This is a genomic window from Actinoplanes sp. NPDC089786, assembly GCF_040684855.1.
GTDB lineage: Bacteria > Actinomycetota > Actinomycetes > Mycobacteriales > Micromonosporaceae > Actinoplanes.
In genome coordinates this window covers 97,726-116,776 of sequence record NZ_JBFBGU010000008.1, presented here as the reverse complement: position 1 = coordinate 116,776, position 19,051 = coordinate 97,726, and the positions used below count along the sequence as shown (strand labels likewise).

The 19,051-nt window shown below is 70.9% G+C and carries 16 protein-coding genes; 5 read left to right on the top strand and 11 right to left on the bottom strand.

What is annotated here, in order from left to right; genetic code table 11:
• Nucleotides 1–63 precede the first annotated feature (63 nt).
• From AB0O15_RS23960 to AB0O15_RS23950, 3 genes are all read left to right on the top strand, one after another.
• Complete coding sequence (locus AB0O15_RS23960) at nucleotides 64–1,986, top strand: hypothetical protein (protein WP_364322336.1); 1,923 nt, start codon at nucleotides 64–66, stop codon at nucleotides 1,984–1,986.
• 525 nt (nucleotides 1,987–2,511) lie between these two features.
• Entirely contained in the window at nucleotides 2,512–4,053 is a 1,542-nt protein-coding gene (locus AB0O15_RS23955) for a DEAD/DEAH box helicase (RefSeq protein ID WP_364322646.1), read from the top strand.
• A gap of 82 nt (nucleotides 4,054–4,135) precedes the next feature.
• A complete protein-coding gene (locus AB0O15_RS23950; protein ID WP_364322334.1) occupies nucleotides 4,136–4,768 on the top strand; it encodes a putative glycolipid-binding domain-containing protein in 633 nt (210 codons plus the stop codon).
• On the opposite strand, the gene AB0O15_RS23945 is transcribed toward AB0O15_RS23950, so the two are convergent.
• The 3 genes from AB0O15_RS23945 to AB0O15_RS23935 form a co-directional block, all read right to left on the bottom strand.
• A complete protein-coding gene (locus AB0O15_RS23945) occupies nucleotides 4,752–6,218 on the bottom strand; it encodes a hypothetical protein (RefSeq protein WP_364322332.1) in 1,467 nt (488 codons plus the stop codon). The two genes, AB0O15_RS23950 and AB0O15_RS23945, sit on opposite strands and share 17 nt — an antisense overlap.
• A 65-nt stretch (nucleotides 6,219–6,283) precedes the next feature.
• The gene (locus tag AB0O15_RS23940) at nucleotides 6,284–7,381 is read right to left on the bottom strand and encodes a PLP-dependent cysteine synthase family protein (RefSeq protein ID WP_364322330.1); all 1,098 of its coding nucleotides are present in this window, start codon (nucleotides 7,379–7,381) and stop codon (nucleotides 6,284–6,286) included.
• A gap of 2 nt (nucleotides 7,382–7,383) precedes the next feature.
• A complete protein-coding gene (locus AB0O15_RS23935; protein WP_364322328.1) occupies nucleotides 7,384–7,833 on the bottom strand; it encodes an Lrp/AsnC family transcriptional regulator in 450 nt (149 codons plus the stop codon).
• A 232-nt stretch (nucleotides 7,834–8,065) separates the two neighbouring features.
• Here AB0O15_RS23935 and AB0O15_RS23930 point away from each other — a divergent pair, with 232 nt between their 5' ends.
• A complete protein-coding gene (locus tag AB0O15_RS23930; protein ID WP_364322326.1) occupies nucleotides 8,066–8,341 on the top strand; it encodes a BldC family transcriptional regulator in 276 nt (91 codons plus the stop codon).
• Here the strand turns inward: AB0O15_RS23930 and AB0O15_RS23925 are convergent.
• Genes AB0O15_RS23925 through AB0O15_RS23910 form a run of 4 tightly spaced genes read right to left on the bottom strand, consistent with a single transcriptional unit; the run spans nucleotide 8,314 to nucleotide 11,749 of the window.
• Nucleotides 8,314–8,961 carry a UbiX family flavin prenyltransferase gene (locus AB0O15_RS23925; RefSeq protein WP_364322324.1) on the bottom strand — a complete coding sequence of 216 codons (648 nt, stop codon included), beginning with the start codon at nucleotides 8,959–8,961 and terminating at the stop codon, nucleotides 8,314–8,316. The genes AB0O15_RS23930 and AB0O15_RS23925 overlap by 28 nt on opposite strands.
• Nucleotides 8,958–9,836 (bottom strand): menaquinone biosynthesis prenyltransferase MqnP, encoded by an 879-nt coding sequence (gene mqnP / locus AB0O15_RS23920; protein ID WP_364322322.1) that lies wholly within the window; start codon nucleotides 9,834–9,836, stop codon nucleotides 8,958–8,960. The genes AB0O15_RS23925 and mqnP overlap by 4 nt, the downstream gene beginning before the upstream one ends.
• The gene (locus AB0O15_RS23915; RefSeq protein ID WP_364322320.1) at nucleotides 9,833–11,293 is read right to left on the bottom strand and encodes a menaquinone biosynthesis decarboxylase; all 1,461 of its coding nucleotides are present in this window, start codon (nucleotides 11,291–11,293) and stop codon (nucleotides 9,833–9,835) included. Before AB0O15_RS23915 ends, mqnP begins: the two co-directional genes overlap by 4 nt.
• Before the next feature lie 51 nt (nucleotides 11,294–11,344).
• Complete coding sequence (locus AB0O15_RS23910) at nucleotides 11,345–11,749, bottom strand: hypothetical protein (RefSeq protein ID WP_364322318.1); 405 nt, start codon at nucleotides 11,747–11,749, stop codon at nucleotides 11,345–11,347.
• A 156-nt stretch (nucleotides 11,750–11,905) separates the two neighbouring features.
• Between AB0O15_RS23910 and AB0O15_RS23905 the strand changes: the two genes are divergently transcribed.
• On the top strand, nucleotides 11,906–12,784 hold the full coding sequence (locus AB0O15_RS23905; RefSeq protein ID WP_364322316.1) for a hypothetical protein: 879 nt from the start codon (nucleotides 11,906–11,908) through the stop codon (nucleotides 12,782–12,784).
• Here the strand turns inward: AB0O15_RS23905 and AB0O15_RS23900 are convergent.
• From AB0O15_RS23900 to AB0O15_RS23885, 4 genes are all read right to left on the bottom strand, one after another.
• Nucleotides 12,715–13,743 carry a LacI family DNA-binding transcriptional regulator gene (locus AB0O15_RS23900; RefSeq protein WP_364322314.1) on the bottom strand — a complete coding sequence of 343 codons (1,029 nt, stop codon included), beginning with the start codon at nucleotides 13,741–13,743 and terminating at the stop codon, nucleotides 12,715–12,717. The genes AB0O15_RS23905 and AB0O15_RS23900 overlap by 70 nt on opposite strands.
• A 124-nt stretch (nucleotides 13,744–13,867) precedes the next feature.
• Nucleotides 13,868–16,240 carry a glycosyl hydrolase family 28-related protein gene (locus AB0O15_RS23895; protein WP_364322312.1) on the bottom strand — a complete coding sequence of 791 codons (2,373 nt, stop codon included), beginning with the start codon at nucleotides 16,238–16,240 and terminating at the stop codon, nucleotides 13,868–13,870.
• Nucleotides 16,241–16,602: 362 nt separating this feature from the next.
• Nucleotides 16,603–17,949 carry an extracellular solute-binding protein gene (locus tag AB0O15_RS23890; protein WP_364322310.1) on the bottom strand — a complete coding sequence of 449 codons (1,347 nt, stop codon included), beginning with the start codon at nucleotides 17,947–17,949 and terminating at the stop codon, nucleotides 16,603–16,605.
• Nucleotides 17,950–18,060: 111 nt separating this feature from the next.
• Nucleotides 18,061–19,038, bottom strand: a complete 978-nt coding sequence (locus AB0O15_RS23885; protein ID WP_364322308.1) for a LacI family DNA-binding transcriptional regulator — start codon at nucleotides 19,036–19,038, stop codon at nucleotides 18,061–18,063.
• Nucleotides 19,039–19,051 lie beyond the last annotated feature (13 nt).

Here is a 19,051-nt window from a genome sequence, read left to right as displayed (position 1 = left end):
ACGGTTAGGAAACAGCGCCCGACGCTTCCACCAGGTGTCGGCACGCGGCGGTCGGGAGGACCCATGGACGAGCAGCAGGCGCCGGCAGACAGCCAGGGCAACGCGCCTCGAGCTGGGCGGACACCGACCGGGGACAGCGACAAAGGGTACGAATTGCCGCCTCCGCCCGGGCCCGGCGCCCTCTGGGGCGCGTCCGGCAGCGACCAGTCCGCGTCCGATCCGTCCGATGGGTCGTATTCCTCCCGGCCGGCCTCGGTTCCGCCCGCGAACACGCCGGCCAGCGGCAGGTCGGGCCGCGCGTCCGTGCCCGGCCGGGTCGACGCGCCGGGCGGCACCAGCCGGCCGATGTCGGCCACCCCCGGCGCCGGTGCGGCCCGCGCCTCGGTTCCCGGCGGTGCGTGGGATGCCGACCCGGCCGACGCGCCTGCCCGCTCGTCCGGCAGCGCCAAGGTGTACGGCGGACGCCCGAGCGCGACGTCCCCCGAGCCGGGCGATCCCGACCAGCCCGAGCCCAACCGGCCTGACCCCGAGCCCAACCGGCCCGATCCCGAGCCCAACCGGCCCGACGAGCCGGCGCCCGGCGACCCTGAGCCTGACCGCCGGCCGGCGCCCGCGCCGCGACCCGGCGAGCCGAGCCGGCCGCCCGAGCCGTTCAAGCCGTTCGACCCGCCGGAGCCGGTCTCGCCGGCGCCGAACCCGTTCCCGAACCCGTTCCCGTCGCCGCAGCCGCCCGGCCCGTCGCCGATGCCCCCGCGCCCCGACCCGTACCCGACGCCGCAGCCGGGCCCCTCGCCCGTGCCGCCGGGCCCGGGTCCGTCGCCGATGCCCCCGCGCCCCGGCCCGTCGCCGATCCCGCCCGGCCCCGGTCCGAGCCCGGTTCCGCCCGGCCCCGGCCCGTCACCGGTGCCCGGGCCACCCCAGCCGGTCTTCCCGCCGCCGCCGACGATCTCCAGCCCGGCGGCCGGCGGGCCGCTGCCGTCCTACTCGATGCCGCCCGGCGTCCCGCCGGCGCAGTGGTCCGCGCCGCCGCCGGTGAGCTACGGGCAGCCGACCAGCGGCGCACCGGCCAGCAGCCCGCCGGCCGACTGGGCCCGCCCGTCGAGTGGCGCTCCCGCGAGCACGCCGCCCTACAGCTCCAGCGCGCCGCCATACAGCACGAGCACGCCGCCCCATAACTCCAGCGCGCCGCCGTACAGCACGAGCACGCCGCCCCATAACTCCAGCGCGCCGCCATACAGCACGAGCACGCCGCCCTACAGCTCCAGCGCGCCGCCGTACAGCTCCAGCACGCCACCGGCCGAGGCGACCATGCCGTTCCGCCCGGGCGCCGGCCAGCCCAACGAGGCCACCGCGCCGTTCCGCCCGGGCCAGGGCAACCCGTCCGCCGACGCCACCGCGCCGTTCCGCCCCGGGGCGGGCACGCCGTCGGCCGACGCGACCATGCCGTTCCGGGCTGGAACCGGGACGCCGGGTGGGCCGGCCGCGGACGAGACGATGCCGTTCCGCGCCGGGACCGGAGTGCCCGGAATGGGCGGTGCGGCGCCGGCCGCCAACCCGCCGTGGAACGTCGCGCCGCCGCCCAGCCAGGCGCCGGCGTGGAACGGCCCCTCCTCCGGGGTCGGCGCGTCAGACGCTTCCGGTCGCCCGTTCGGTGGAGTCCCCGCCCAGGTGTCCAGCCCATTCCACGGGCCAGGATCGGGCGTGCCCGGTCAGCGGATGGACGGCACCGTCTACGGCAACGACTCGCCGATCGACATGACCATGCCGGTCAACACCAACTCGCTGGAGAACTCCGGGTCGCTGACCGGGCACATCCTCGCCCAGGGCTGGGACAAGGGTGTCGACACCAACCGGCGCAGCAACGTCAAGGTGGGCATCGCGATGCTCGTGGTGCTGCTGGTGATTCTCGGCATCAGCCTGTTGTTCGTCTTCACCGTCGGCGACGCTTTCACCGACATGATGAACGGCGTGTTCGGCAAGGAGTGAATTTGCCGCTACGCAGCTATACGCCCTAAGCTGGCGCGGTTGCGCCGAAGGTGAGTCTGCCCACTACCGGCGCGGATTATTCGCGGGTGCGCAAACGTTGACCCGTACACTGATGGCAGTAATTTGACGCGGCGTGTCCCCCGGTTCACGCCATGGGCGTTCTTGCAGGCATGACGGCGGTCGGTCGATCGAGTCCTCACGGACACGTACGAGACCCGCGGCGGGCCATTCGCGAGCATGCGCCCCCGTAGAGAGGTTCTCTTGACCACTTTCGCCGACCCGAACACTTTTCCTTCCGTCTTCGAATCCCCCACGGTGGACACCGCGGTGAATTCCGAGCTCGCGGTCAACTCCGAGCCCGCGGTCAGCACCGAGCAAGCGAAGAACGCTGAGCCCGCGATCGACATCGAGCCCGCGGCCGAGACTGAGCCCGCGGCCGACATCGAGACCGCGGCGGTCATCGAGGCAGCAGCCATCGACGAGACTCCGGTCATCGAGGCGACTCCGGTTACCGAGGAGACCGCGATCGCCGACGAGACCCCGGTCATCCCGGTTGCCACCTTCGGCGACCTCGGCCTCCCCGCCGAGCTCGTCCGCGTCCTGACCCGCGAGGGCATCAGCTCGCCGTTCGAGATCCAGACCGCCACCATCCCCGACGCGCTGGCCGGCCGTGACGTTCTCGGCCGCGGCCAGACCGGCTCCGGCAAGACCCTCGCCTTCGGTCTTCCGCTGCTGGCCCGGGTGGCCAAGGGCGGCCGCGCCGTCCCGCACCACCCCAAGGCCCTGATCCTGGTGCCGACCCGCGAGCTGGCCATGCAGGTGGCCGACGCGCTGATGCCGCTCGGCCGCGCCGTCGGCGTCTTCATCAAGACCGCGGTCGGCGGGGTGCCCTACGACCGCCAGATGGACGCGCTGCGCCGCGGCGTCGAGGTCATGGTCGCCACGCCGGGCCGCCTCGGCGACCTCATCGAGCGCGGCGCCTGCAGCCTCGACCAGATCGAGGTGTCGGTGCTCGACGAGGCCGACCAGATGGCCGACATGGGCTTCCTGCCCGAGGTCACCGAGCTGCTGGCCAAGACCCCGGCCAACGCTCAGCGGCTGCTCTTCTCGGCCACCCTCGACGGTGACGTCGACATGCTGGTCAAGCGCTTCATGCACGACCCGGTCACGCACTCCACGGACCCGTCCGAGGCCAGCGTGTCCACGATGGATCACCACCTGCTGCTGATCCCGCCGCACGACAAGTTCCCGATCACGGCCTCGATCGCCAACCGGGCGGGCAAGACGATCGTCTTCGCCCGTACCCAGATGGGGGTCGACCGTCTGCAGGAGCAGCTGCGCGCGGTGGGTGTGCGCGCGGGCGCGCTGCACGGCGGCAAGACCCAGCGGGTCCGCACGAAGACGCTGGCCGAGTTCAAGGAAGGCCGCACCAACGTGCTGGTCGCCACCGACGTGGCCGCCCGTGGCATCCACGTCGACGGCATCTCCCTGGTCGTCCACGTCGACCCGCCGAAGGACCCGAAGGACTACCTGCACCGCGCGGGCCGCACGGCTCGGGCCGGCGAGTCCGGCGCCGTGGTGACGCTGGTTCTGCCCAAGCAGCGCCGCAGCACCAGCTCGATGATGGCCAAGGCGGGCGTGGCACCCGACGAGGTGCGGGTGCGCCTGGGCGACGAGCGTCTGATGGAGATCACCGGCGCCCGCGAGCCCAGCGGCATCCCGGTGGTGGAAGAGCCCGAGCAGCGGCGCGACCGCACCGAGCGGCCCAAGCGGTTCGGTGACCGGCCCCAGCGTGGCGGCTACCGCGGCGAGCGTCCCTTCGCCCGCGGCAGCGACCGTGGCGGCGAGCGCACCGGCGGCGAGCGTACGTTCACCGGCGGCAGCGGCAGCGGCAGCGGCACCGGCGGTGGCGAGCGGCGGGTCGGTGGCGAGCGCACCGCCGGCGAGCGCAACTTCGGCGACCGGGCGGCCCGCGGCGGCAACTTCCGGCGCAACGACCGGCGTGAGCCGACCAACGGCGACCGCCGGTTCAGCAGCCCGCGCCCGGCGCGGAGCAGCAACTACTAGGCGACACAGCACCACGTAGCACCAGGTGGTTTCCGGCCGGGCCCGATGCGGGCCCGGCCGGAACCCGTTACCGTCGGTTCCTATGCCGACTCTGCCCGCCGCACGGTTCTGGGAGCGCCGGGATGTGCCCGGCGTCGAACACACGCTGGTCGACGCCCGTGACGGTCTGTATGCCCGAGGCACCCAGCAGGCCATCGATCCGATCCCCTACACGGCGCGCTACGAGATCCAGACCGACCCGGCGTGGGCCACGGTCCGGGTGGACGTGTCGGCCGAGGGCGCGGGCTGGGCCCGTACCCTGCGCCTGGAGCTTGCGGCCGGCCGCTGGCGGGTGACCACCGGCGAGCAGGGCAATCTCGACGCGGTCCTGACCTCGGCCGGGCATGCGGCCGCCGGCCTGCCCGGCACCGAGGACCCCGACCTGCTCTACGGCGCGTTCGACGTCGATCTGACCGGCTCGCCGCTGACCAACACGCTGCCGATCCGCCGGCTGGGCCTGCTGACCGCCGAAGCCGGGGTGGCCCACCGGATCAGCGTGGCGTGGGTGCGGCTGCCCAGCCTCGAGGTGGTGCAGGCCGACCAGATCTACACGCCGTTGGGCGACGGGGTGATCCGGTTCGCGTCGGACACGTTCAGCGCCGACCTGATCGTGGACGACGAGGGGTTCATCACCGATTACCCGACGCTGGCCCGGTGGGTCACGCCGTCTTCTTGATCCAGGTCAGGCAGCCCTTGTCGACGGTGGCGAACGGCAGGCCGTACGCCTCTCGGGACGCCATGTCGTAGGTGTTGTCCTCGCGCAGCGTCAGCTTGACGAACTCGAACAGCTTGCGTTCGCCGTACGTCTGGGCCATGCAGTCGATCGCGAAGTGGGCGAGCCCGTAGAACTGGTCGCCGGCCTTGTCACTGGCGTCGTCGGCCAGCGCGCTGGCGGCGATCGTCTTCGGCTTCCTGGCCTTGCGGAAGGCGTTGCGCACGCCTTGCCGCCGCCAGCTGTCCTTGGCGTGCCTGGGCGCCCAGCCGATGTATTCGGCCACGCCCTCGCTGAGCCACTGGTCCTGGCCGAAGTCGCGGGTGGACACTCCGCCGACCGTCACCACGTGACCGAGTTCGTGCTGCACCGTGGTCTCGAGCAGGCGTTTGTCGCTCAGTTCGCTCATCCGCAGGACGACGTCGGTGCCGGCGTTGTTGAGCGGGACCGCGTACGCCACCGTCCACTTGTCCTCGATGCCGCCGTACCAGGACTTCCAGACCTTGTCGTCGGCCAGGTAGACGCGGTAGCGCTGCTGCGGGTTGCCGACGAAGGCGGCGTACCGGTCGTTGATCACGGCCGCCTTCTCGGCCACGGCGAGCACCCGCTTCAGGTTCTTGGCCTGCTTGGGGGTGGCCGCCACGGTCACCCGGCGACCACGCTCGAAGACCAGGTCGCCGCTCTCCCACGGCATCGGCTGGAGGTAGTTGGGCTCCTTGATGTTCGACAGCGAGGTGATCACGTATCGGCCGCCGACCGGCTTGAGCGTGAGGGCCTGCTCGGCGCGCGGCGGCCCGGTGTCGGAGCTGGAGTTGAACTCGGGGCAGGTCGGCCGGCTCAGGCAGAACGCGGCGGACACGCCCATCAGCACGGTGGTGCCCTTGCCGCCGTCGCGCTGGTAGGCGTGGTACTCGAACTGGCTGACGCCGAGGCCCCGCAGCGAGGTGAACATCGTGCGGTAGCGGCTCTGGAGCATGCGTGACTTCGGGTCGACGGCCGCGAGCCAGCCTTTCTGGTCGCCCTTGAGCAGCGCGGCCGTCTGTTGCTGGAGCGACGCCTCGGCCTGCTCGAAGGGTGTGGCCGGCGGCTTCGCGCCGGCCTCGGCCGCGGGGACCGGCGCTGTGGAGGGCTCCGAGCGCCCGGGCGCGAACGCGATGATCCCGGTGGAGACGGCCACCGCGAGCGCCAGCACGCCGGCCGAGACCCCGACCGCCTTGCGCGAGACTCCCCGCGCGGGCGGCGGGGCGAAACTGGCCGGCGGGTTCACCACCTCGAAGGGCGGCGCCGGGGTGAAGGCCCCCGGCGGCGCGGGCCACGCCGGCTCGGGCCAGACCGCCCGCGGCTCGGGCCGCGCCTCCGGCCGGAGGGGTGGCTCCGGCCGGGCGAGCGCCGGAGAAGGTGAATCGTCTTCCACGTCTGGAATCCAACCAAATCTCGGGCGCGCGCGCCGCCCTTCGCTCGGTCAGTTTTCAGCGGGAGTCAGGGAACCGAGGGCCACTCGCCGCCGGCCAGGAAACGGTCGATGACCCGCCGGTGCGGCGTCAGGTCGAGGCCCTGCGCGGCGACCCAGGCGTCCGAGTAGTAGGTGTCGGCGTACCGTTCGCCGCCGTCGCAGATGAGCGTCACCACCGACCCCTGGCGGCCGGTCGCCCGCATCGCCGCGATCAGCCCGAACGCGCCCCACAGATTCGTTCCGGTCGATCCGCCCAGGCGCCGGCCGAGCACCTCCGACCCGGCCCGCATGGCCGCCAGCGACGCCGCGTCGGGCACGTGCACCATCCGGTCCACCACGGCCGGCTGGAACGACGCCTCGACCCGGGGCCGCCCGATCCCCTCGATGCGTGAGCTGCGGCCGGTGCAATGATCAAAATCGCCGCTGAGGTACGCCGGCCAGAACGCCGAACCCTCCGGATCGACCACGCACAGCCTGGTCGGGAAGCGGCGGTAGCGCGCGTAGCGGCCGATGGTCGCGCTGGTCCCGCCGGTGCCCGCGCCGACCACGATCCAGGCCGGCACCGGGTGCCGTTCCAGGGTCAGCTGGGCGTAGATCGACTCGGCGATGTTGTTGTTGCCGCGCCAGTCGGTGGCCCGCTCGGCGTGGGTGAACTGGTCCATGAAGTGCCCGCCCAGGTCGGCGGCGAGCCGGGTCGCGGTCGGCACCACCGTGGCCGGGTCGTCGGCCAGATGGCACTTGCCGCCCTGGAACTCGATCAGCGCGACCTTCTCGGGCGAGGTCGACGCCGGCATCACCGCGATGAAGGGCAGGCCGAGCATCCGGGCGAAGTACGCCTCGCTGACCGCGGTCGAGCCGCTGGAGGCCTCGACCACGGTGGTGTCCGGCCCGATCCAGCCGTTGCACAGGGCGTACAGGAAAAGGGATCTGGCCAGTCGATGCTTGAGCGAGCCGGTGGGGTGCGAGGACTCGTCCTTCAGGTAGAGGTCGACGCCCCACTCGGCCGGCAGCGGGAAGGGCAGCAGGTGGGTGTCGGCGGAGCGGTTGGCGTCCGCCTCGACGTGGGCGATGGCATCACGGGCCCAGACCCGCGCGGCTTCGTCACCGCGGTCGAGCTGATCCATTTCTACCCCAATCCGGGCTGCGGCCGGTTCTCCCACTTGGTGCTGAGCGCGATCGCGGTGCGGGTGGAGGCGACGCCGGGCGTCCGGTTGACCCGCACGATCAGCTGCTCGAGCTCGGCGATCGTGCCGACCCGCACGGTCAGCTGGTACGACTCGACGCCGGCCATGAAGTAGCAGGACTCGACCTCGGGCATCCCCCGCACCGCGGTCAGCACGTCGTCGGTGTCGGCGCCGGAGTCTTCGACGATGCCGATCAGCGCGGTGACGCCCAGACCGATCTGTTCGTGGTCGACCTCGGCGCGGTAGCCGCGGATCGTCCCGGCGGCCTCCAGCTTGCCGACCCGCTCGTGCACGGCCGGGGCGGAGAGCCCGACCTTGCGGGCCAGCTCGGCGTACGACGAGCGAGCATTCTCTCGCAGCAGGTCGATGAGCCGGCGGTCGATGGCGTCCATGGTTTCAGACCCTAAACTGCCGGTGCGCGTGGTTGTCTTGCGGAGGGGCAGCCTCACACCGCGTAGCAGGGTTAGGGTGCCAGGATAATGATCACTGTCGCAATCGGCTCTTTTTCCGCATTTCACGGACTTGCTGATAGGGCGATGCTCTAATTGCTGTACGTCCCGATCGAGCTCGCCGCCACTCACCGTGACCACGGCCGCTCCAACACACCGACGCGAGGAGGAGGCTGTGGACACGGGAGATCGTCTGCTGACGCCGGGCGAGGTGGCCGCGCTGTTCCGCGTCGACCCGAAAACGGTCACACGCTGGGCCGCTGCCGGCCGTATCGGCAGCATCCGCACACCCGGCGGTCACCGCCGCTTCCGCGAATCCGAGGTTCGCGCGCTGCTCGAGGGCGACGGCGTGGTCGAGGAGATGCGGGAGGACGATGCGGCCAACCGGCCACGCAACGGCGGCCCCTCGAACCCGGGGTCGAGTTACGGGCCACCCAACGGGCTGCGCTGAGCATTCAGCTCACCTGTCCAACGGGCGAAGAGGGTGTGCGTGACGCCGAGCGCGTCCAGCACCTTGCCCGCCACGAAGTCGACCAGCTGTTGAGCTGTCGCCGTCGCACCCGCGCCGTAGAAGCCAGGGCTGGCCGGTAGCACCACCGCGCCTGCATCATGCAGCGCGATGAGGTGCTCCAGGTGGGAGCGGGTGACCGGCGTCTCACGGGGCACCACGACCGTGCGCCGGCGCTCCTTCAGGTTGACCTCGGCGGCCCGCTGGAGCAGGTCCTTGGACAGGCCGATGGCGATGCCCGCGCAGGCGGCCGTGCTGGCCGGCACGACCACCATGCCGGCGGCCGGGTACGAGCCGCTGCTCGGGCCGGCCGCCAGGTCGGAGGCCGGCCAGTAGGTCAGGTCGGCGCCGAGGTCGCGGCCCAGCCAGGCCGCCACGTCGTCCTTCCAGTGCGCGTCCCGGACGGTCGCGCCGGTCTCGTCCAGCAGGGTCAGCCGGGCCGCCTTGGAGATCACCAGGTCGACCGGGTGGCCGGCGTCGAGTAGCCCGAGCAGGACCGTTTTCGCGTACGGGGTGCCGGACGCCCCGGAGACCCCGACGATCCAGGGCGTCCGCGGCGTCACAGCAGCACCAGGTCGAGCAGGGCGAACACGAAGAGTGCGATCCCGACGAAGCCGTTGGCCGTGAAGAACGCTCTGTTCACCTTGCTGAGATCACGAGGCGTGACGATCACGTGCTGGTAGGCGAACGCGGCCGCGGTCAGGGCCAGACCGACCCACCACAGCCAGCCCAGGCCGACCAGCGCGCCGAACCAGACGAACAGGGCGAAGGTCACCACATGGGTGACGGTCGAGATGTGCAGGGCGGTGCGCACCCCGAACCGGGCCGGCGTGGAGTGCACGCCGATCTGCCGGTCGATCTCCACGTCCTGACAGGCATAGATGATGTCGAAGCCGCCGATCCACAGACCGACCGCGACGCCGAGCACCCAGGCCGGTCCGGAGCCGGCGAACGTACCCGTGATCGCGATCCAGGCCCCGACCGGCGCGACCGCCTGGGCCAGGGCGAGCACGTAGTGCGGGAAGTTCGTGAAGCGCTTGGCGTACGGGTAGATCACCAGCGGGATCACCGCCAGCGGCGAGAGCACCAGGCACAGCCAGTTGAGCAGGCCGGCCGCCACGAAGAGGAAGACCAGGGAGATCAGCGCGCCGGTCCAGGCCGTGCGGACGCTCACGGCGCCGGTGACCAGTTCGCGGTTCTGCGTACGCGGATTGAGCGCGTCGATCTTGCGGTCGAGAATGCGGTTGGCCGCCATCGCGAAGGTCCGCCCCGCCACCATCGCGACGGTGATCAGCAGAAGGTCTTTGATTCGCACGGACGGCCACATGGCCACGAACGCCGAGAGGTAGGCGAACGGCAAGGCGAAGATCGAGTGCTCGACCTTGACCAGGCTGAGGAACGCTCTGGCCTTGCCCGGTTTCTCCGACAAGTCGGTCATATGCCGTACTCCTTCCACCGCTTGTCCACCAGGCCGACGACCTCGGGCGCCATCGTCATCTCCTCCGGCCAGCCGCGCGTGTAGCCCTCGGCCGGGAGCTTACGGGTCGCGTCGAGACCCGCCTTGCCGCCCCAGAACTGCTGGTAGGAGGCGTGATCGAGGTGATCGACCGGCCCCTGGGTGACCAGCAGGTCGCGGTCGTAGTCGACGTTGCCGAACGCCCGGAACGCCACCTCGCGGTAGTCGTGCACGTCGCAGTCCTCATCCACCACGACGATCAGCTTGGACAGCGACATCAGGTGGGCGCCCCAGATCGCGTTCATGATCTTCTGGGCGTGCTTGGGGTAGCGCTTCCGGATCGAGACGATCACGCAGTTGTGGAAGACGCCCGCCGCCGGCATGTCGTAGTCGACGATGTCCGGGATCAGCATCTTCAGCAGCGGCAGGAAGATCCGCTCGGTGGCCTTGCCCAGCCCGTGGTCCTCCTGCGGCGGCTTGGACGTGATGATCGAGTGGTAGACCGGCTGCTTCCGCATGGTCATCACCTCGACGTGCAGCACCGGGAACGGCTCGACCGGCGTGTAGAAGCCGGTGTGGTCGCCGAACGGCCCCTCGTCCTGCCGCTCCCCCGGCTCGAGATAGCCCTCGAGGACGATCTGCGCCTGCGCCGGGACCTGCAACGGCACGCTGACGCAGTCGACCATCTCGACCCGCTCGCCACGCAGGAACCCGGCGAAGAGGTATTCGTCGATGTCACCCGGCAGCGGCGCCGACGCGGCATAGCTGACCACCGGATCACACCCGATGGCGATGGCGACCGGGAGCCGCTGGTTTTTTCTTTCCGCGACGGCATGATGCGCGGTCGAGTCCTTGTGGATCTGCCAGTGCATGCCCAGCGTGTTCCGCGAGTGCTGCTGGAGCCGGTAGAGCCCGAGGTTCCGCTTGCCCGTCTCGGGGTGCTTGGTGTGGGTCAGCCCGAAGTTGTGGAAGATGCCGCCGTCGCCCGGCCAGACCTGCAGCCCCGGCAACTTGTCCAGATCGACCTCGTCGCCCTTCAGCACCACCTCTTGGCAGGGCGCCGACTTGACCTTCTTCGGCGGCAGCGAGGTGAGCTGCATGACCTTGCCCAGCCCCTCACGAATGCCGGAGAACCCGACCGGCAGCTCGGGCTTGATCATCGCCCCGATCCGGTCACCCACCTCGTCGAGGTTGTCGACCCCGAGCGCCATGGCCATCCGCTTCTCGGTGCCGAAGAGGTTGACCACAATCGGCATCTCGCCGCGGGTGGGCCGTTCGAAGAGCAGCGCGGGCCCGCCGGCGCGAACGGTGCGGGTAACCACCTCGCTGATCTCCAGCGTCGGGTCAACCGGAACGGTCACCCGCCGCAGCTCACCGGCCTTCTCCAGCGCCGAGATGAAAGACTGCAGGTCAGAGTACGGAAACCCACGAGCGGCCATGCCCCAAGTCTGGCACCGGCACCCGCCGGAAACGGATCAGGGTGCCAATCGTCACGATCCCTCCGCACCCGGTGGCGAGTTCGCCACATCGACGGCGAGTTTGATCTGCTGCCAGTCGCTCAGTGGCCGGCCGGGACCAAGCGGTTCGACGTAATCCCACAAGATGCCCGCTTGCGGCCCGCTGATCTGTGGAAGAACAAGGTGCGGCTGAACCGGGCTCGCCGTACTCACGATCTCATCGGCATTGAGCCAGACCGAGTCACATTCCCCGCACACCATCAGCGGCTGACCCGTCGCCACCACGACGCACGACAGGACCCACCCCGCTCGCACCACCCGCACAGGTATTTGTCGATCGAATCCAGCCGCTGCTCGAGAACCTGCTGCCAATACCTCATCAGCACGAGCGAAAGGGCAGGAAGCCATGCCCCGCGATCCGATGTGGTCGCGCTTCATCGTTGGACGTCATCACGTTCCCTCGCATTGACCATTTTCAGTGGCCAGGAGCCTATGTGCTGAAATGACTGACGTAAGTGAGATTCACGTCTGCCTGACGAGGGGCCGTCACCAGTGATCGTCGTCGGGCGTTGATCGTGCGTGAAGGTGCGCACTGTGGGACGGATTCTTGGGCTGGCCGGGCTGGTGTGCGCACTGGCCGCGACCGCGCCCGCGCAGGCTCGTGAGCTGCCCGCCTGCGGCGCGGGGGCGGCCTCGACCACGGCGCCGACGATGCCGGCGGGGAAGCGGACGCCGGGGGCGTGCCGGGCCGTGGGGCGGGTGCTGGAGTCGGCGATTCAGGTGCAACGGCTGCGGGTCGAGGCGACCGCCAGCGGGTATCACCATCTGGGGGCGGGCACCGCGGGTGAGTGGGGTGGGGTCTCGGGGCGGATCTCGGTGGTGGACGGGGCGATCCGGCCCAACACCTATGACTTCGTGGCCGGGCGGTTCATGGTCAAGCGGGACCTGGGCGGCGGGAACATCTCGTGGCTGGAGGCGGGCTGGGCCGAGACCGGGTGGGCGGGGGCCGGGCGGCAGCACGTCTACACCTACAACACCAACACCAAGAGCTGGCAGTTCTACGACCAGTACGCGCTGAAGCCGGGCGACCGGGCCTGGCTCGACCTGCACACCGACGGGCAGGGCGTGTGGCAGGCGTGGTTGTGGTGGAACAACCGGTGGAACCTGCTCACCGCGCAGCGGCTGCCGGTCGGCGGTAGCGCGTACGTCGAGCAGTACGTCGAGGTCTACGCCGACCCGCGCCGGGCCACCCGGATCGACGTGCCCGCCGTGACCGTGGACAACGTGCAGTTGCGCCCAGCCGGTGGCGGCGACCCGCGGTTCTGGCGGGCCGACGTGAACACGTTGACGGCGGACTCAGCCGCGCAGCGTACCGGCGGATTCTGTCTTGATTGGAAGACCCGTTACGACACCTGGACGGCCGGGGACTGCCCGGGGCTGGGGCTGCTGGGCGAGAAGCGCGCGGTCGAGTAGCGGACGACCAGCTCGGGCTCGAAGAACAGCTCTTCGCCGCCGGCCGGGCGCCCGTCGATCTGCTGGAGGAGCAGTGACACGGCGGCGTGGCCCATCGCGTCGACCGGCTGGCGGACCGTGGTGAGCGGCGGGTCGGTGAACGCCATCACCGGTGAGTCGTCGTACCCGACCACCGAGACGTCCCGGGGCACGGCCAGGCCCAGGCGGCCGGCCGCGCGCACCGCCCCGATCGCGGTCACGTCGCTCGCGCAGATCAGCGCGGTCGCCCCCTGTTTGAGCAGGTGGCCGGCGGCGACCTGGGCCTCGGCCATGGCGAACGGCGCCCGGCCGACCAACTCGCCGTTGAGCGCTTGGAAAGCCGCCAGTTTGCGCGCCGACGGCACGTGGTCCGGCGGGCCGAGCAGCAGGCCGACCCGCTCGTGACCGAGGGCCGCCAGGTGGTGGTAGGCCATCTCCACGCCGTGCCCGTCGTCGGTGCACACCTGCGGGAACCCGAGCCCCTGGACGGCCGCGTTGACCAGCACGGTCGGCAGCGCCCGCTCGCGCAGCGCCGCGTAGTGCGTGTGGTCGGCCGCCATCTCCTGGTAGCGCCCGCCCGCGAAGATCACCCCGGAGACCTGCTGGTCGAGCAGCAGCCGGACGTAGTCGGCCTCGGTCACGCCGTCGACCGTGCGCGTGCACAGCACCACGCTGAACGCGCGCTTCGCCAGCGCGCCGGCCATGGCCTCGGCCAGCGCGGGGAAAACCGGGTTGGTCATCTCGGGCAGAACCAGACCGACCAGCCGGGTACGTTCGCCGCGCAGCTTGTTCGGCCGCTCGTACCCGAGCACGTCGAGCGCGGTCAGCACCGCGTCGCGGGTGGCCTGGGAGATGCCGGGCTTGTCGTTGAGCACCCGGGACACGGTCGCCTGGCTCACGCCGACGTGCTGCGCGATGTCGGCCAGGCGGCGGCTGCTCATGCCTCGGAGTCTAGGAGCCAGACGGCCGTGTCCGGTGGCAGCGCCTTCCCCGGCGCCGAACTCAGGCCAGGCCGGCCCGCCCTGTAGATCGCGGCCGACCGCCACCACTCCATCGCCGGACTCCCTACCAGCCGCTGTTTCCGGGGCCACGGGTGATCTGGAAGCCGCTGTTGTTGGCCAGGGCCGGGCCGCCGGTGCCGGCGACGGTCACATAGCCGAACGTGCCGGAGCCGGGCGTGTTGAACTCCATGCCGATGGTCCCGGCGCCGCGGAACGCGACCCGCTCGAGCGTCAGCCCGTTGATCGGCACCTGCCAGCTCAGCAGCATTCCCTGGTACGAGCTGTCGACGACCTCGAGGTCACGCAGCACCACCGGCGCGGCGATCGGGTTGGCCGGCGCGTAGAGCCACACCGCCCCGATCGCGCTGCCCCAGTCGAGGCTGTACGAGCCGGCCCGGGTCAGCGTGTTCCGTTGCACCACCGTGGTCCCGCCGAACGGCACCGAGTCGTGCCAGGTCGACACCGTGACGCCGGCGCCCTGGAACACGATGTCGGTGATCAGGTTGTCCTCGATCCGGTTCGCGGCGCCGCCGTAGATCGCGGCGCCGTTCGCCAGCAGCGGCAGGGTCAGCGTGTTGAAGGCGAACACCGAGTCGCGTACGGTCCCGGCGTTCACCCACGACCACATGGCCAGGCCGTCGTCGCCGGTGTTGCGGGTGGTGCTCTGCTCGACGCGTACGTTGGACGTGTTGCCGTTGATGTTGGCCCCGTCGGCCATGGTGTTGCGGATCCGCAGCCCGACCGCGTAGAGCCCGGCCGCGCTCTTCACCCAGAGGCCGACCTTGGCGTGGTTGGTGGCCACGTTGCGGATCAGCGAGCCGGCGCCGAAGTCGCCCTCGATCGCCGCGTCCGAGTTGGGGCAGCAGTCCGGGTCGCGGGTGGTGACGTCGCCGTCGAAGGTGAAGTCGCCGAGCTGGGTGTTGCCGCCGGTGACGTAGAGGCCGCCGCGGCGGTTCTGTCCAAGCAGGACGGTGTGCCACAGGCCGGCGCCGCGGACATCGATGCCGGCCACGTCGACCAGCGAGCCGATCACGAAGCGGCCGGCCGGGATCCACAGGCCCCGGGCCGGGTTCGACCGGGCCGCGGACACGGCCGAGCGGAAGGCCATGGTGTCGTCCCCGGCATCGTTGGCGACCGCGCCGTACGACGTGACGCTGACATAGCCGGCCGGTGCGGGCTGCGGCGCCTCGGCCACCTCGGCGTCGACCAGGTCCACCGTCACGTACGCGGTCGCGGTCGTCTCCTTGACCAGCCGCAGCACGGTCCCGGCCGGGTAGGTCTGCGGCAGCAGCGTACGCACGTCGTCGAAGTAGCGGTGCGGCCGTTCGCCACCGGGCGCCCCGTCGAACGGATACGGCCCGTACATCCAGCTGTACTTCGACGTCAGCGGCAGGTCGGCGACCTTCGTGCCACCGATGTGGACCGCGAGCGGCGCGGAACTGTTGTCCGGCAGGCCCGCGCGAACCGTGATCGCGTTGGCCGGCCTGGTCAGCGTCACCTCGACGTACTGGCCGGCGCCGGTCAGTCGCACCGCCCGCCGCCCGGACGCCTCGGCCTGCTCGGTGGTGTAGGCCCGGCCCGCCGCGAGCACCGATCCGTTGGTACGCCCGGCTTCCGCCTCGTACGTGGTGTACGGCAGCGTCGCACCGCGCGCGGCCAGCGCCGTGCTCCCGGCGACCGCCAGGTTGTCCAGCTGCACGCCGCCGGAGTCGCCGCCGTCGACCTGGAAGCCCACGATGTTCACCCCCGCCCGCAGCGGCAGATCGCGTTGCGTGGTCTGCCATCCGGCGCCACTGGGCAGGCTGAGCTGCCCCTGCTTCAGGCCGTTGGCGTAGACCGACAGCGTGCGGTTCGAGCCCGAGGTGTTGCGGAAGCGCAGGGTGGTCGCGGCGGTCCCGGCCGTTTCCTTCCTGACGGTACGGAGGATCCGGGCGCCCGCCCCGAGCCCGGTGACGAACCCGTTCCCGGTGTACCCGGCGACATCCGTGGCGACGGTGGCCCCGGCCACGAAGCCGTCCTCCAGCTCGAGGCCGCTGCTCGGCGCCGACGGCGTGGTGACGGTCAGGTTGTCGAGGTTGAAGTTCCCGTTGTCGGCGGTGCCGTACTTCACCGCGACCACGTTGGCGCCCGCGGTCAGGCTGAGCCCGGCGTCGACCGTGCCCCAGGCGTCCCAGTTGGCCAGGGCCGGCAGGGTGACCTGCTGGGTCACGCCGTTGACGATCAGCGAGGCCGTGCGGGGCGAGCCGGTGCCGTTCGCATACCGCAGCGTGACCGTGCCCGCTCCGGCCAAGCCTGAGCTGACCGTGAAGGCGGCGGTGGCGTTGCCCCGGTTCCCGTCGACGAAGCCGCCGACATAGCCCGAGCCGGTGTAGCCGGGGTGTTCGGTTTCCACCCGGGCACCGCCGCTGAGCTGGGCCGCCTCGGCCTCCAGACCCACCGCCGCGGCCCCTTTGCTCTGAGCGCGTATAGGCAACACCCCGCGACCACTCTGAGCAGGCGCGACGGCTCTCTCCCCACCGCTCTGAGCGCGTATAGGCAACACCCCGCGACCACTCTGAGCAGGCGCGACGGCTCTCTCCCCACCGCTCTGAGCGCGTATAGGCAACACCCCGCGACCGCTCTGAGCAGGCGCGACGGCTTTTTCGCCACCGCTCTGAGCGCCTATAGGCAACACCCCGCGACCACTCTGAGCAGGCGCAACGGCTCTCTCGCCACCGCTCTGAGCGCGTATAGGCAACACCCCCGACGGCGCGGCGATCACGACCGCCGCCGCCACGGTGGCGGCGAGGAGGCTCGTCATCACGCCGCCCCCAGGATCTCGTTGACCTGCTTCTCGGCCGCGGCCAGCAACTGGTCGACGTCGGCGTTCCGGTCGGTCAGCACCTTCTGCATGGGCACGTCGAGGACGGCGTAGATCTGCTGCGCGAGCGGCGGTTCGAGCTTGAGCGGAATCTTCTCGACCGTGGCCGCGAACGGCGCGAAGTTCTCGGCCGGCACGTTGCCGAACCGCTTGCGGGCGGCCGTCAGCGCCTTGTCGGGTGCAGAGCCGGCCACCCAGAGGTTGGGCTGCGGCAGGCCGACCGGCTCCTTGTTGGCCGAGGCGCGCCGGGCAGTCTCGGTGATCCGGGCCGGGTCGAGGTTCTTGAAGTTGAGCCAGGCGAGCCCGGCCTTGATCTTGGCGGGGCTGAGCCCGGCCTTGAACAGGTAGCCGTCGCCGCCGCCCAGGGTGGCCCGGCCGTCCGGCATCGGGCCGAGCCCGAAGGTCGCGAAGTCGCCCTTGAACTGGTTGACGATGTTCACGATGTCGCTGCCGGTGCCCAGGTACATGCCGAGCTTGCCGCCGCCCATCAGGCGCAGCAGGTCGGAGTATTCGAGCAGTTGTTTCTCGCCCATCGACCGGTCGGTCCAGCGCAGGTCGCGGAGCTGCTGGAGGACCTGCCGGCCCTGGGGACCGTTGAAGGCGGCCGTCCAGGCGTCGCCCTGCTGGACCGCCACGTCGCCGCCGAGCGAGTACGTCTCCGCGGTGAAGTGCCAGCCCCCGGTGTTGGACTTGCTGTAGTCGCCGTACCCGGTCACGCCGTTGCCGAGGGCGGCCAACTTCTTGGCCGCCGCGCGTACCTCGGCCCAGGTCTTCGGGGGTTCGGCCGGGTCGAGGCCGGCCTTCTGGAACAGGACCCGGTTGTAGACCAGGCCCATCGAGTAGTTCTGCGACGGCAGGCCGTAGACCTTGCCCGCGTCGTCGGAGAAGATCCGCATCAGCTCGGGCCGGATGTTCTTCACCGCCGGCACGTCGCCGAGGTGCTCGCTGATGTCGGCGACCTGGCGCTTGCGGATCAGCGCCTGCGGGTCGGTGAAGTAGACGTAGAAGACGTCTTCCAGCTGGCCGCCGGCGAGCTTGGCCGAGAACGTCTGCGGGTCCATCATGCCCTCGCGGGCGTCGATCGTGATGGTCGGGAACTTCGCCTGGAACGCCTGCACGTCCTTCTGGAAGTTCGCCCGGTTGATCGGGTCGGTGTCCGGCGGCAGGCCGTTGACCACGATCGTCACCGGGCCGCCGGCTTCGGCCTGGTCGGCTGGGTCGTCGGTGGAGCACGCGCCGGCCAGGAACACGGAGGCCGAGGCACTGAGGAATAGGCGTCGTCGCATGAGGGGGGTCCCTCCATCGGAGCGTTCGGTGGAAGCGCTGCGCACGCCGATGTTAGGACCGTCGATGTGATGGAGTCCATAGTTCTGTGCAAGAACTAGATACTTAGGGGCCTATTTGTTTGCACGAGACTGCAAGGGCGCGGTGCTGCCGCGGAGAACCAACTCCGGATCGAAGGTGATCTCATCGGTGACCAGCAGCCGCCCGTCCAGCTGGGCGACCAGCGACGACACCGCCGCGGTGGCCATCTCGCGGATCGGCTGGCGCAGCGTGGTCAGCGGCGGATCGGTCATGGCCATGAACGTCGAGTCGTCGAAGCCGACCACCGAGACGTCGGCCGGCACGTCCAGACCCTGGCGCCGGACCGCCCGGATCGCGCCCAGGGCGAGCGCGTCGCTGGCACAGACGATGCCGGTGACCTGCTGCTCCAGGAGCCGCCCGGCCGCCGCCCGGCCACCCTCGACGCTGAACACCGTGTGTTCCACCGGACCGGCGAACCCGGCCAGCTTGCGCATCGACGGCAGGTGACCCCACGGGCCGAGGATCAGCCCGATCCGCGAGTGGCCCAGGCCGGCCAGGTGGGCGACCGCCTGCCGGACCGCGGCCGCGTCGTCGATGCTGACCTGCGGCACGCCCAGGTTCTCGTCGGCCGCGTTGATCAGCACCATCGGCAGCTTGCGTTCGGTCAGCCGGCGCACCTGCTCCGGGCCGGCGTCGGCGAAGCTGCTGCCGACGAAGACGATGCCGCCGACCTGGGTCCTCAGCAGCATCTGGATGTAGTGCGCCTCGGACACCCCGTCGGAGGTGCGCGTGCACAGCACCGGGACCAGGCCGCGCCGCACCAGCGACACCCCGATCACGTCGGCGAACGCCGGGAAGACCGGGTTGGACAGGTCGGGCAGGACCAGGCCGACCAGCCGGGCCCGCTCGCCGCGCACCGGCCGGGGCCGGGGGAAGCCGAAGACGTCCAGCGCGGTCAGCACGGTGTCGCGGGTGGCCTGGGCGACGCCCGGTTTGTCGTGCAGCACGCGGCTGACCGTCGCCTCGGACACCCCCGCGTACGCGGCAACGGCCGCGAGCCTGCTCGTCACGCGCTACAACTTA

Coding starts and splice junctions, on each gene's coding strand:
- AB0O15_RS23960 (WP_364322336.1), top strand. CDS start 64: ATGGACGAGCAGCAGGCGCCGGCAGACAGCCAGGGCAACGCGCCTCGA.
- AB0O15_RS23950 (WP_364322334.1), top strand. CDS start 4,136: ATGCCGACTCTGCCCGCCGCACGGTTCTGGGAGCGCCGGGATGTGCCC.
- AB0O15_RS23940 (WP_364322330.1), bottom strand. CDS start 7,381: ATGGATCAGCTCGACCGCGGTGACGAAGCCGCGCGGGTCTGGGCCCGT.
- AB0O15_RS23935 (WP_364322328.1), bottom strand. CDS start 7,833: ATGGACGCCATCGACCGCCGGCTCATCGACCTGCTGCGAGAGAATGCT.
- mqnP (WP_364322322.1), bottom strand. CDS start 9,836: ATGACCGACTTGTCGGAGAAACCGGGCAAGGCCAGAGCGTTCCTCAGC.
- AB0O15_RS23915 (WP_364322320.1), bottom strand. CDS start 11,293: ATGGCCGCTCGTGGGTTTCCGTACTCTGACCTGCAGTCTTTCATCTCG.
- AB0O15_RS23910 (WP_364322318.1), bottom strand. CDS start 11,749: ATGAAGCGCGACCACATCGGATCGCGGGGCATGGCTTCCTGCCCTTTC.
- AB0O15_RS23900 (WP_364322314.1), bottom strand. CDS start 13,743: ATGAGCAGCCGCCGCCTGGCCGACATCGCGCAGCACGTCGGCGTGAGC.
- AB0O15_RS23890 (WP_364322310.1), bottom strand. CDS start 17,949: ATGCGACGACGCCTATTCCTCAGTGCCTCGGCCTCCGTGTTCCTGGCC.